9 protein-coding genes are annotated in these 14,675 nt (G+C 32.7%); all 9 read right to left on the minus strand.

Features of this window, described 5'->3' with window-relative positions; translation table 11 throughout:
• Positions 1-6: 6 nt before the first annotated feature.
• Positions 7-663, minus strand: coding sequence for a hypothetical protein (locus AN161_RS17575; RefSeq protein ID WP_053595635.1), 657 nt, complete (start codon positions 661-663; stop codon positions 7-9).
• A gap of 2 nt (positions 664-665) precedes the next feature.
• The gene (locus AN161_RS17580) at positions 666-1,262 is read right to left on the minus strand and encodes a phage tail domain-containing protein (protein WP_053595636.1); all 597 of its coding nucleotides are present in this window, start codon (positions 1,260-1,262) and stop codon (positions 666-668) included.
• Entirely contained in the window at positions 1,262-7,747 is a 6,486-nt protein-coding gene (locus tag AN161_RS17585) for a phage tail tip lysozyme (RefSeq protein ID WP_053595637.1), read from the minus strand. Before AN161_RS17585 ends, AN161_RS17580 begins: the two co-directional genes overlap by 1 nt.
• 331 nt (positions 7,748-8,078) lie before the next feature.
• Positions 8,079-8,288: a phage tail tape measure protein gene (locus tag AN161_RS17590; protein ID WP_053595638.1), complete on the minus strand. Its 210-nt coding sequence runs from the start codon at positions 8,286-8,288 to the stop codon at positions 8,079-8,081.
• Positions 8,289-8,859: 571 nt separating this feature from the next.
• Positions 8,860-9,282 (minus strand): PBECR2 nuclease fold domain-containing protein, encoded by a 423-nt coding sequence (locus AN161_RS17595; RefSeq protein ID WP_241774596.1) that lies wholly within the window; start codon positions 9,280-9,282, stop codon positions 8,860-8,862.
• Positions 9,283-9,707: 425 nt separating this feature from the next.
• Positions 9,708-12,119 carry a phage tail tape measure protein gene (locus tag AN161_RS17600; RefSeq protein WP_053595640.1) on the minus strand — a complete coding sequence of 804 codons (2,412 nt, stop codon included), beginning with the start codon at positions 12,117-12,119 and terminating at the stop codon, positions 9,708-9,710.
• 158 nt (positions 12,120-12,277) lie between these two features.
• Complete coding sequence (locus AN161_RS17605) at positions 12,278-12,610, minus strand: type II toxin-antitoxin system PemK/MazF family toxin (protein ID WP_053595641.1); 333 nt, start codon at positions 12,608-12,610, stop codon at positions 12,278-12,280.
• Between the two features lie 7 nt (positions 12,611-12,617).
• On the minus strand, positions 12,618-12,815 hold the full coding sequence (locus AN161_RS17610; RefSeq protein ID WP_053595642.1) for a hypothetical protein: 198 nt from the start codon (positions 12,813-12,815) through the stop codon (positions 12,618-12,620).
• Between the two features lie 401 nt (positions 12,816-13,216).
• Positions 13,217-14,644, minus strand: coding sequence for a zinc-ribbon domain-containing protein (locus tag AN161_RS27705; protein ID WP_075807287.1), 1,428 nt, complete (start codon positions 14,642-14,644; stop codon positions 13,217-13,219).
• Between the last annotated feature and the right edge of the window lie 31 nt (positions 14,645-14,675).

A 14,675-nucleotide genomic window follows, 5' to 3' on the forward strand; every position in this document is an offset into this window, starting at 1 on the left:
AAACTCCTATTCTATTTTTCCAAATGGTCTAAATTCGCAATTAGTTCCGACCCTTTTCCAAATAATATTTTTAGCCTTTCGCCATACAACTGAACCATCTACAAATGCAGTATCGTTTTTGATAGACGCCCATTCAGGTTCAGTAGGGGAGGAATAGCCTGCTGTTTCGCATATGTAATAGTGTGTCTTGTTACCATTTGTAGGGAATACTAAATTTCCTACTTCATAGTTGAATTCATTGCGCCAAGTTGAACCAGTTACTTCATAAAACTCTTGATCTAATACAGTAAGGAAGGTAGGAGGAGTGGTTGAACTTTTACCATCTACAACACATTCATATAATCCACCATTATCTACAGGAGGTTTTACTAAATTGCCTATACTGTAATTTTTATTAGGCAGCCAATTTTTAGCTTGAATCCCTTCTCTAGTTACAACCCATCCGACAAATGAGGTGATTACTGGAGTTTTATTCCATAGTATATGACCAACTTTGTAAAGTTTATTGTCACTCAAATCTTCTATAGAGTTGGTGGAATTCTTCATGTATTGTTCTATTTTTTTAAAATTGTCTCCATAACTCACAATTGTCTGTTTTATATCATCGTCACTAAAAGATGACTCAGTTGTAATATTTAAATCAAGTTGATCTGTAGTTTCCATATTTATAATTCACCCCATCTCTTTACGTTGGGATATAACGCTCCCCAAGAGTTGTCTACTTTATCAATAGTTAATCCATTAGATGTGATTTTTGTATTGATAAAACTTCCTTGTTCGAATGTACTCACATCATCAACAATTTGATAACCTACATTAGAATCTCTAAATTCTAAGTTATTAAATACATGTTCATGTGAATAGGTATAAGGTGAGTCACATCTAATGTTAAATTCAACATGACCTTGTTTTAAACCGTTATGTAGCAATTTAGAATCGCCTTCAACAAGAGCGTTGAACACTCTGTTTGGATTACTTTCCAAAACTAAAGGTTTGTAATATGGCTGAAATAACCAACGTGTAATTTTCCTTATATCCTTATCTTCAACCCAACTTTCTAAATAAAAAGACAAACTAAAAGAGAGTGGTTCATGTTCCACTCTCTGAAAGTAAGGTTTCTCGTTATTAGCTACTTTTTTTTCAATTATTTTACGTGTAGGGAGAAAGATCTCTTCATATAATCCACCTTTAGACCAAGCAATTTTAACACCCATATCTTTCGATGAGATGTTGTCGTACATAAAATGAATAGACTCCAACATTACTTTCTCACTCCTTTTCTACGTAATAAATCATCGTCAATCATTTTATTGAATCGACTTAAGTCATTTTTGTCACCATTCATTTTATCAATATTGAAGTTTATTTTGATGTCACCATATGTATCTCCACTAACAACAGGAGATGTTTTTTGTGCAGGTGCGAATTTTGATAGGAAAGGGGATAGGTTGCTCATGACCTTATCCATTACATTAATTGAATCAAAGAATCCTTTGGTATCAACTTTATTCAACATAATTTCATTTGGATGAGCTATGATGGCTTTACCACCTTTACCATCGATACCTGTTCCATTCCAATTCATAAATCCACCAGTATCAAGCGAAGCTATCTTTCTTTGCATTAGCTCTCTAGTTTTAGCATTATCAATCATACCTAAATTGGAGTCAAAGAATGACTTCATTTGATTGACTTGTCCAGAAGTGTATGTACTCTTTATAGCATCGAATGTCACATTTTCTGAAATCTTTGAACCACCGTTTCGACCTTGTTTGGCAACGCCGTCAGCTTTTGCTTTTAATGCTGTTTTAGTATTAGCGCTCAACGATGTATCAGGTACTAATTTTTCATAAATAAATTTACCTAGCATAACTTGCATATCTGCTTTAGATAAACTTCCATCATTCGTAGATTCATGTTTATTGCCAGAAATACTACTTATAAACTGCTCAATAAAACTATCATAATTACCGCCTAACATTCCTTTACTACTATCAAAGTATTCATATAAAGCGTCCATATCGGCTTGAGTAAGACCTTTAATGGAATCATTAAAATTAACGTCATCTTTAGTGAATTGAGTGCTGCCATTTTTTCGACCTTGCTCAGCCAATTTTTCTGCCATTTGACGAATATTATCTTTTTCACTGCCAGATGTGTTAGGAGCAACGTTGTCAAATAAGAATTTACCTAATAATACTTGTAAATCACCCTGAGATAGATTGCCATTAGATGTTTGAACTTGATTACCGTCATAAGGATTGAAGTTGAATGAACCATTATCAGATGCTTTTTGACTATCATTAAATTCATCAATTAATTTAAGTGCTTCGTTTAAATTATCAATTACATTTTGTCTAATAGAAGTTCCGACAGCTACCATAGTACCGTCTAGAGAATCTTCTAAAAGTGGCATAGTATTAATCATTTTTTGAACATATTCTTGAAATTCAGCATCAATTTTCTCAAAATGACCAGAAAGAATTGCCTCTCTCATTTCGGCAAATTTTCGTTCATCATTAAGTAAATCTTTGTAATGCTTCTCCCAATATTCTTTTTCACGATTAATCTTATTGATTACATTTTCGTGCTCTTTATCTTGAAGTTCAATTTTTTCATTTACTTCTTCTTCTTTAGCTTCTAAGGCATCGTTTAAAGATTCTTTACGTAATTCGACTTCACGACTATGACGTTTTTCTTCAATTTGCTTGTCAATTTCATCTAATTGTTCTTTTAACTTTTTACGTTTAGCTTTACCTTCATGTGAATTATCTAAAGCTAATTCGTCAAATTGGCTTTGAACATTATTACGCTCTTTTTCTAAGTCTGAAATTTCCATGTCATAACTTCGTTGAGCTTCTTGACGATCAATAAGTCTTAGCTTATCTTCAACGTTCTTTCTAAACAAATCCATTTCATCATTAAGATTTTTCATGATTTGCTCGTGCTTTTCATTTTCATGCTTAATTTCATCATCAAGAGTCTTTATATGCTCATCTCTACGCTCTTGAATGTATTCTTTATATGCATTGATAGCTTTATCTGCAACACTTTCAAGTTGCGATTTATTAGCTTCCTCAACTTGTTTTGTATACTCTTTGATGGATAGGGTAGCATTTACATAAGCTAGATGTTCCTCTGCCATTAGCTTGTTAATTTCCTTAATACGTTCAGCCTTAACATCACGCTGCTGTAATTCTGCAACTAAAGCGTCTCTAGTTGCTAAATGCTGTTTAGCCATTTTTTCATATTCTGCAAGAATAACTTTCGTATATTTGACGTAATCAGCAGAGCCTTCATCAAACATTTTACGAATTGCTTCAGCTTGATTAATTGCAGATTCCATTATGCCAATTTTTTCATCAGATTGAGTTTTAATATTAATTAAAATATCATAATCTCCATCTTGAATTTCAATCTGTAATTCTTTAATACTTAGTGTCAATTCTTCTATACGGTTTTTAGCATACTCTAAAGCGTCACCTTGCAACTCATTTTTGTTTATTAGAGCAGTTAATTGAGTTAATTCGTAGCGATTAGAGTTTTGTTTTTCTCTCATCGCATTGTTTATACTTGCAAGAGTTTTCACATATCTAGCGGAAGAAGTATCCAATTCTTCAAGTTTAGCTTTTTCATAGCTAATAGTCTTATCTTGTATTTGACGTAACTCATCATACTTTGCGATGTATGATTCAACTTTACTATTTTGAATCTTCTCATTTACATCTTTTATGCTTTCAGCAACATCCCACCAAGCCAATGATAATTCACTTAGTTGAGTAGTCAATTCACCTTTTAAAGCAGGGGACAAATCTTTACGTTTAAGTTGATTACGAATAAAGTTAGCTTCGTTATGCAGTAAAGTTTGCTTATACTTTAGATGCTTAGTTTCTTTTTCTAACTCATCCCGATACGCCTTTGAATGCTCCGATTGTTGAGATGCGAGAATATTAGACATCTGAATAGAACGGTCTACGCCATCAATAAGATGATCGTAATATGCGAGATTAGATTTAACTAATTCTTCATTCAAATTATCAATGATAGATTGAGTATTGAGAGCGTCTCCCTGTAGTGACAGTAAATCTGATTTAGCTTGGTCAATAGCCTGCTGAGAAGTATCAATACCAATTCCTGCACCGCCATTAGTGCCTGCAAATTGATTATAATATTGGTTAGCATAGTCTTGACGTTTACCAACAGCAGAACCACCAGAACGTTCAAATAATCTCTCAAATTCAGATGCATGTTGGGAAGATGATAAATCATTTCTTTGTAAAGATGCTAAAGACTTTTTCTCAGTAGATTGCAACTCTTTCCAAGCATAGTCCAATTGAACTTGCATATCAGTCCAAGATTTACCTACTGATTTAGCGTAATCTTGTAGTCCTGTTTTACGCCCACCTAGCCATTGGAAAATACCTGACGCTCCTGAAGACTTATTGACAGCACTTGAATTAAAGCCTGATTCCTGTTGAATATTACCCATAAGTCCTGCGATAGCTTTATCATTTAAACCTTTATTTTTGAAATAATTCCAAACTACAGCTTGTTGACTAGAAGCAGAGGAGGTTACCGTACCATTACCAGAACGAATAGAATTTAAAGTAGCAGTAGGATTAATTGTTTGACCTTTAGAATTATTTTGTTCGTAGTGTAAGTGGGGTCCTGTAGAATGACCAGAGCTACCAGACTTACCGATTTGAGTTCCTGCTTCTACTTGATCGCCAACTTTTACTAGAGTGCTATCTAAGTGTGCTAGTAAATGTCTAATTCCATTTTTATCTTCAATAACTACTAAGTTGCCGTAAGTCCAGTCCATCTTCTTGCCATTTGTTTCTGATGTTGCTGAACCTGCTTTGATGACTGTACCAGACGCAGGAGCATCTACACGAGTACCTTTAGGCATAGCAATATCTACGCCACGATGATTATCTGAACGTTCTCCATAACCAGAAGTAATTTTACCACTATATCCATTAATCTTACCGTTCGAAGTAGATGGACTTGAAACGCTACCAGTTTGCTGAATCTTACCTGAAGCAATTTGAGATTGTATAGCTTTAGCTTGCTTTTGTTGTAATGCTAGCTTTTCCTTCTCAAGCTTAATTTGAGATTCTAGTGATTTCTTATATTCTTTAGACCATTCGGGATACTTAGATTGTAACTTTTGCTGCTTTTCAATTGCTAAATTAAGTTCTTCTAATTTTTGCTTATACTTATCAGTAATCCAAATGGATTTTTCTTTTTCAGCATTGTTCTCTTTTGTAGCTTTAGTATTACTGCTAGTAGACTTAGAAGAGTTTTCAATGGCAGTAGAGAAACTATCAATTTTACCGATGTTAGTATTTAATGAATTTTGCAGAGCATCTAATTCAGATGTATAATTACTTGTTTTAAATTGAGCTTGACCAAGTAATGTACCTGCTCGAGCAGCCTTCATACCGTAAGTATAACTGTTTGGGTCTCCACCTTTCATGCTTTCCATAGCTTTATTGTACGTATCCTGTAAAGCTTTTTGTAAAACATTTAAGGCTGCGATTTCTTTTTTTATATCTTCTATTACACGCATAGTTTTTCTAGTACTAGATAACATTGCGTCTTGGTCTGCACTCAGTTTACCGTCGCGAGAAAGCTTATTTGCTTTAAGAAGAACCTCATTAGCTTTAGTTTCTTGTTCAATAGCTTTACGTTTCGCATCCGATAGGGCAATAGCTTTACCATCTTTACCAAGTAAATCAGGGTATATCCCTGACAGTTCCTTCATTATAGCTACACGATCATCTAAGACTTTTTTAACTGAGCGTTCTTCTGCAGTTAAATTTTCTTTAACATAGATATCTTGAAGTTGTTGTTCTGTATAGCCTGCTAATTGATTGGATAGTGTGTCGTACTGCCATATTAAGTCGTTTAATGCATCAACTCCTGATTGAGATACTCCTGCCATTTGTTCAGTTACATCTTTGAATTCGCTCATTTTTGAGGCTAGTTCTGATACTGCGTTACCTGATTGTTCTGCGCCTTCACCGAACTCAACTGCGTTAGCTGCAGCTTGTTCAAAACTTATTCCACTTTCTTTTGCAGCTTTCGCTATTTTCTCATGCTGTACAACTGCATTTTCATATGTCTTGTTAAGCAAATCCATTACAGCTTTTCTGTCTTCTTCGTCTTTAATAACATCTTTTAAAAGCTTTGGAAGACCATCCAACATAGCTTTAACATTTGTTGATGTTTTTCCAAAATCTTCTTCTGTAGCATTAGCCATATCACTGAATGATTTAGAAATATTAGCAGTTATCTCATTTGCTTTACTAGATAACTCGTCATTACCGTTATAGGAGAATAGTGTTTCTAAACCATTTTTTAGATCATTAATGTTACTAGAATCAGACATTGAAAGTAGTTGTGATGAGAAAACTTGAGCCATTTCTTTTGTAGAGTCTTGCAATGATGAATTTGTACTAATCATGGCATTTAATGATGCTATATATTGCGTTTTTAGGTTAGCAGTTGACTTATTCATCTCAAGTTCATGTGGTAATACAGCTTTATATGTCTCTTCTAGCATGAATAATAATTTACTGTAGTACTCTACTAAACCATCGTTGCCTGAATTTTTAGCTTCGAGGTGCTTAGTTTTAACTTCATCTAATTTTTTAGCAACTTCGTCAGCAGTTTTATATAATGGTTCGCCTTCATCATTAACAAGTCTAATTACAACGTCTTTTGGTACATCGAGTTTTTTAGCCCACTTTAAAGAGTTATCATCATAATTTGCTAATACCTGTAAACGTCCTTGCATTTTGTCTTTAGCTGAGTTCATATCTGAATTATAAGTATCGATATCTTCATTTCTCTTCTTATTTGCTTCAGCATCAGCTATTTGTTTATCTATCTCTAATTGTTGTTTGAGTAAGTCAATCTTAACTTTAAGTGCGTCACTTGTACCTATTAATTTATTACCGTAGGAATCTTCACCAGTAACCAAAGAAGGGAGCTTTGTGCCAATTTCATTTTGGATATCCCGATATTCATTAATAGTTTTAGAGTCGACATTAGATAATGCCATTTTTTTCTCTAGTTCTTCATATTTCTTTGATAACTCATCAATATCTGTAGCATTTTGACTATACGAATTAAGCATTTCTTTATTAGCAGATTCTAACTCTTCAGCTTTTTGACGAGCTTCGCCCATCTTACTCATTAGTTTTTCAATAACAAAGCCAATGGCAACTAAAGGCAATCCTACGCCTAAAGAAGATATGAACCCTTTAAACGCTATACCTAAACCTTTCCATGCCACTTCTAATCCTCTAGATGTCGCTGTCAAAAGATTAGTTGCAGTGGTAGTAGCTGTTGCAGCACCTCTAAATCCAAGCAATGAAATAATAGAGCTGCCAACGTTAGCGCTTAATGTTCTAAAGTTATTAGATAAAGCGAATGTTGCCATACCTGCAGTGCCTAAAACGATAGGGAGTAACCCAACTCCATTTACAAGACTAGTTATAGTACCTAATCCACCTGAAGCTAATTGAAGAAATGTCACCATGCCATCTGTGAGAAAGGCGTCTCCTATTGATACTGCTAACTTTTCAAATTCAACTCGTGTCAATGCAATTCGTGCTTCGAGTGAACGCATGTAAATTTCATTTTCTCGCATTGCACTTCCGGAACTATTCTTAGATGTTTCGTACATGTCTCTGTACATTGATTTTGCAGAACCTAAATCATCTAATAATGCTTGCATACGAGATATGTGATATTTCTTTTGTAATATAGTAATTACATACCCTCAGTTTCCTGATATTTAGTAGGGAATAGACTATATCTTCATTATTATAAATAATGTGTGGCGCTATTGAGTTTCATGATCATATCAAAAGAGACTTAGACCGTATACTCTAGTCGTTGCACCTTCAAGAGAGTTTCCTCACAAGCTTGGCACAGGATTGTCATATCTTAAATGAGACTTAGATGTTCCCTGTTAGCACATTTATTAATTGTCATTTCCTACAATTCCTTAACGTTAAATGTACACCTTTATAAATAAAGTTCACCACATTTAAAGCGAGCCAATATCAACCCGCTAAGCCTTCCATGACACTGATTCTTTCGACGTCATTCAGCTCTTTCACTTTGTTTGCAACATCAGTATATACATCTATAATGTCGCGCATATTTCCAGATTTGTCAGTAAGAGAGACATCTACCATTTTTAATGCATCTTGAGCCGGATCACTTACTAAACGAGGTAATACGTTTTTAACAAAGTTTCCAACTTCATCCAAATATACCCTAGCTTTCGCTATATTTTAACACTTCACAAAGAAGTGGGAGTAGACTATACCATTAACTCATAATAAAAATCACCTTTAATCACATTCCACTGTTTAATAAGGTGATAAATAAAATATTTTTATGTATTTTTATTTGTTGATATCTTTTTATTTTCTTCACGTAAGAAAACATAATGCTTTTTAAAGCTTGTGAATAAAATGAGGTAGGGGACTTATATCTAGTGCAATTTATTTCAATTCACACATTTCATGTAGAAAGGACATATATATAATGTGTGATCCTTCTTTAAATCATACTTGAACTTCTAGCCACTTAACACTCTTACAGGTTGCTTGAAGTGGAGGTCTTTCTGTTAGAAACTGATAAAAACACCCTCCAAATTAATGTAGGGTGTTTAACGAAAGATAAGTTATTTAGCAGGTGGCAATCTGCATCTCTTGTAAGACCAATAATTTATATTGGTGTGGCGGCTGCCTGTTCCGCCCTTAAATAACTTACCACTTATATCTTATGTTCAATATAACATATCTATGCTTACATGTAAATAACTTTAGTTAATATTTATTCCACTTTTTTAACCCTACCAGATGAAATATAGTTATTAAGTTTAGAATCTTTAATTGGATAAGATGTTCTAAATACTAAATTTCCTTTGGTGTTAATCCTAACTGCAATCATCAAATTTTTATCAATCTTTTTTATAAACTCAATACTCTTTCCACTTGGATGTACACCTACATATTCTGGATTTCGAATGACATCTGGTATTGCTTTAACATGTTCTATGTATTGTTTTTCATTATCAAATTCATTTTTATGCTTATCGATATACGCAAATCTATCTCTCCATATTATAATATCTTTTTGATTTATAGTAATTCCTAGTAAGTCAATTATCTCGTCAGTAATTCTTCCGATAGTATAAACTTCTTTATCTAAATTATCTAAATCAAATAAATCTAACCGATTATCATCTGACATCATAACTCCCCCAATCCACTTAATTATAAGTAAATTGGAAATAATTATCTCTAATAAGCTTTTGATATCAGTATTAAATTTTGATTATTTAAACTAGTAGGGAAGTGGAGTTAGGATGTCTTACTTATCAAAAATACTCATAACTTCCTTCTATATCTATATAGTTAAATATATAATATACGAAATAACTTTATTTAATGTACAATTGCCGATATTATATATTTTATTTAATAAATGGTGGAATGTGATTAATTTTAATTATGAGTTACCCCTTGATAGTCGTTGAGAGCTTACCATATGTATATTACACTTAGGTCTATCTCTGCTGATTTTCACCATGTCCTTTATATTTTCAGATATTAATATCGTTTCCAATAAAAATTACTAATAAAGGCTGTGAGACGAGTTTCCAGCATATTCAGGGTTTGCTATGCACATCGCTGTGCAAAGGGGCGATGAAGTTTACCCGATTGTTTGGTAGACGCTGTAACTGTACCGACAATTGCATTAAGCTGATCAAATTCTAATCCCATTGCACGAGCAGTTGCCCCTGCACGAGATTGACCTTTTGCTAATTTTTCTGTTGTTGTTGCAAAGTTATTGGATATATTATTCCAACTATCAATTATTCCCATAGCTTCTGACGCATCTTTTTTCCACTGCACCAAAGAAGCCGTCATGTATTCCGACGCTGCCTGAGCCGTTATCTCACCTACGTTTGATGCAACTAAACCTGCATCTGCTAACGTTCCTAACTCGTCGCCTTTATAACCTTGACGTGAAAATTCGATATATGCATCAAGCGCCTTGCTTATACTTTGACCATAAGCCTCTGCTGATTGAGTGGCTCTATCAAAAACTGCGCCAATATCTGTTCCATCATCTACTACTTTTTGAATAGAGACTAATTTTGAGTCGATATCAACTAGTATGGAGGCGAATTCCTTGGCAGTACGGACAGTGCCATAAAATATTGTACTGGCGCTCATCCAGATAGGAAACTTCTGCATGGCTACGCCAAATGCCTCCATTACTCCAGTAGAGCCTTTAGCAGCTTGAGTGGATTCGGCATGGAATTGTTTAACTTTCTCTTTTAAAGCATCAATTTCTTTTTGACTATTCTTCAGAGAAGTAGGATTAATAATATTTAACTTACTAAGTTTCTCTATCTCTTTTCTTAATTCCTCAGCTTTGGACTTGTCCATTGTACGAGGGAATAACTTTTCAGTTCTTGTTAATTCTGAATTAAGTCTAGAAAGGGAGTTTTGCTGTTTTTCAAATGTATCTAAATTCTTTTCACTATTTTTTAACTTATCAAATTTAGTACTCATTTGAGTCAACAAATTATTAACATGAGCTAGGTTGCCAGTTTCAATTCTTGATAGGGAATCAGCAAATTTGCTTATTTCTTTATTAGTGAGCAATCCTGATTCTTTCATTTTTTGAAGTAAATCATTAATCTCACGAGTCTTAGTTTCAAATTGTTTTAAACTGTTACTATCTTGTCCTAGTTGACGGATATTTTTAGAGGTATCAGAAATTAATTTGTTCAAAGTTTTAATGTCTTCAGGAGTATTGATCTTCATATTATTAATCGAATCAATATCAGATTTAATCTTTGTAAATAAAGTATTGCTTGAAGGCACATTAAAACCATTTGTTACATTTTTTAATTTACTATTTAATCGCTCTACTTCATTACCAATATTTTTAAATGCATTAGAAGTTTGAGCATCAATTTGTGTATTCTTAGCAAATTTATTTATTTCTTTATTTAAATTACCTAACTCAGTTACTGTAGTAGCTAATTTTGCATCTTGAGTAAACTTAGCTAAATCAGAAGAGGTAATTTTTCCTTGACGCTGTAATAGTTCTAAATTATCCGTAACAGATTTATATTTTTCTTGTAATTTAATATATGTATTTATTTCTTTTTCTACAGAAGAGAAATCCCTATTAGCCGACTTCATTCCTGTAATTGAATCGAAATTTGAACCTGCTACTTTATCCAATCTACTCAAAAACTTATCTACAACAACAGGATTGAATGCATTATTCTTATCTTTAGTAAACTGATTTAACTTTTGAGATAATTCGATAGCTTGCTGATTAATATTTGCCATTGAATTCTGCATTTTATTTTCATGAGTAGTTTCTTTATTAATACTTCTCATGGACTCTAATACTTTATTTAATTCGGTATTATTGATAGAAGAACTAATACTATTCCTGAATTGCTCATATTTCTCTTTTGATAACTCACCTTGACGAGCAAATTTGTTTAACTCTTCAATACCTTTGGTTACATTAACTTTTAAGTCTTTTGAGCTAATATTATGTACAGTTTGATTGATTTGTTTTAGTCCAACCAATGTGCCAGAGGGGTCAAGGATAGGTTTTAGTTGAGTTTCCTGAATTTGGTTTAATCCAGTTTTCACTCTGGTAACAACAGCATCTATCTTTTCTATTCCTTGTGAGTCTACGACAGTCTTAATCTTGTATTCGCCATTTTGCTGCTTAACATGATTCTTCAACTGATCGAGAGATTTCATTGACTCAACGACATCTTGTTTAATACCTTGAGCTAGGGTAGGGGAGTGAGACTTCTTTGAACCTACATTGCTTAATTCTTGATTTAATTGAGTGACTTGCTTCTGTAATGATTCAATTTCTTTACGCATATTCTCAAAGGTGTTACCGTTACCTTTGATTGCATTTAATTCAACATCTAATTTTAAGTCTTTTTTTAACTTGTCTAGATAACTTTGAATATTATTTTTTGACGATGAGTCGTTTACGCCCAAGGCAATCAACAATTCAATTGGATTTTTTGTAGCCATTTTCATCCTCCTTTATTAATTTGCAAAATAAAAAGAAGAAGGCAAGTGAAATATAATCACTCAACTTCTTCTTTTTATTTTTATGTATTTAGTTTATAAATAAAAACCCTTCCAAATGAAAGGGAAAGCAGCTGCTGTATAAAATTGTCTTATGTATGCTATTTATGAACAGTTAGGTTTTCATGGAACTTATCAAATTCAGAAACTATTTTATTATAGTCATCTAAATTTAAAGTGCCGACATAACTAGAACCTTTATTAAACTTAACTCTTTTAAAGTTGTCTAATTGAACGTAAGATTCATTTCTTAAATTAGCTTCTCTCCAGTAATCTATTTTAACTCTATTAGACGGTCTTGGAGTAGACGTTATTTTTAAAGCGATAAAATCTGTAGATTCAGTAATTAAAATAAAAACAAGGACAGGGCGATATTTACTGCCTCGTCCTTCTTCAAAAGGAAAGTCAATCTTGTATATATCTCCAACTTTCATAACTCAATTAATCCTCCATCCAAAATTCATAATCGGGGTGAGAAGAATCTATTTGAGCAATGCCATTTTCCACTATAAGGGGTTCTTGTTTTGATGCTAGTTCTTTGATAAGTTCGATGTTTTTAATACTCAATCTAACTTCTTTTGCTTCGATTTTTTCTTCATTTAGAACTCCTAACATTTCTTCATCCTCCTTTTCATTCATTGTCTATCACCTCCCAATATATACAATAGAGATACTATTATATATGAGAGTTTGATAGAGTTTAGTTAAGAAAATTATAGCATATATTAGCATATTATCAAGAATGTTTAACTTTTCCTCCGACAATAAATGATAACTTTGAAGGAGATGCTATAAAAAGTATTCAAATAGGGATCATACTCAACGTGTGAACCCTATTTATAACGCACTCATCTTGCGATATAATTTTAACTTAGTCGTACACAACGTGCGAGCAAGATTATGTAAAAACCCCCAAAATAAAAGTTAGGAGGATGACCAGAAGGTTTTGGTTTTCGATGTACGTGATGCAATTTCACGCCCTAAAGGCTGCGTATGTTATATAAGTTATAGAGTAGGGGAGTAGAGTTAAATATTAGTCATTACTTATCTATTTTACCGTATTGTTCTAAGGAAGACCAATTAAACCCTTTAGCCGTCCTATTATTATTTTTGCAAGCAATAGATATAGATGATGAGCTTTTCAATCCCATTGCATTACTTGCTTCATCTATAGATTGCCAAACTTTTATTAGATTAGAACCTTCTAATTGGACAACTTTCTTTTTATTTAATATACCACTTGAACGAATACCTCTTTCGCCATTGGGAGTATATTCTACGATTCCCATTTTTGCACCTATTTTTAAATATCTAATAACTGTACTACTTGAAACATTTAGTTTCTTACTTATTTCGGTATGAGTAAGTTCTGTTGTTTTATAAATCTCACATACTTCATTTACCATAGAATTGAATGATTTTTTATAAACGTTTTCCCAATTTATAATCTTGAGGTTGAAGAAATTTGTCATAGTACTATTAAATATTGATTTTTTAATATAATCAAAGTCATTAACTCTACAATCAATTTCAATATAATTTTTGATTTTGTTTTCAATTGCGACACTTCTTTTAAACTCATCATTAATCTGTTCTTCTTTTAGACTTCTTCCATTTTTATAAGGATTAACTGAGTGCTGTGCGCCGTGTGTTTCAATTATCATATTTAATGTGGGTAAGTAAAAGTCGTATCTTTTATTATTTGACCAAGAAAAAGATTTTTGAGAATCGAAGTTTATATTTAATTGAGATAAAATTGCACTCATCATTTTTTCAGGTAGGCTAAAGCCATCGGAGCAATTAGTACAAGGTAGTCCTTTTTTTACTATTACTCTAATTTCTTTATTCTTTATTTCTAATCCACAATTAGAACATATCCAATCTGTGCAAAATGTACTTCCATGATGATGTTTATATCCTAATGACTCATCTTTTAGTAATACTGCTACATATGGATGAGTAGTCCATAAATCATTTTCATTAATTATAATTCTTTTGTTTGCACATATTGGACAATTAGAACCTTTATTTCTGTCTACAACTCTCATGTCCCATTCATGACCACAATTACCTAACCACCAGACTTTCTTATCATATCCACAAGTAACGTCATGAGGTGATAAAGTGTTATTTTTATTTGGATGCCATTGCAACGCTAAATCAGGTCTTAATGATGCTAATGAGTTAGTTTCATTAACTTTAAATCCTCTGCAATAAATACACATTTTACTTCTTATTTTATTTGTTGGCATAGCAATATGTTTACTTTTACACTGTTTGCAAATAAAATTTAATTTCATTTTACTACCTTTAGTTACTTTATAAATGTCTACGTCATTTTTCTCAAAATCCCACTCAATGAATAGGTGAGGGGAATGTTTTAGCATTGCATTGTCTTTTAAACTTGATACTCTTTCCATATCTAATACTTCACCAGTTTGAATATTTACATATGTATCTTCACACATAATTAAATTACCTCCTACAGCAATTTATATT

The sequence above is a fragment of the Lysinibacillus sp. FJAT-14222 genome, assembly GCF_001278875.1.
Classification (GTDB): Bacteria; Bacillota; Bacilli; order Bacillales_A; family Planococcaceae; genus Lysinibacillus; species Lysinibacillus agricola.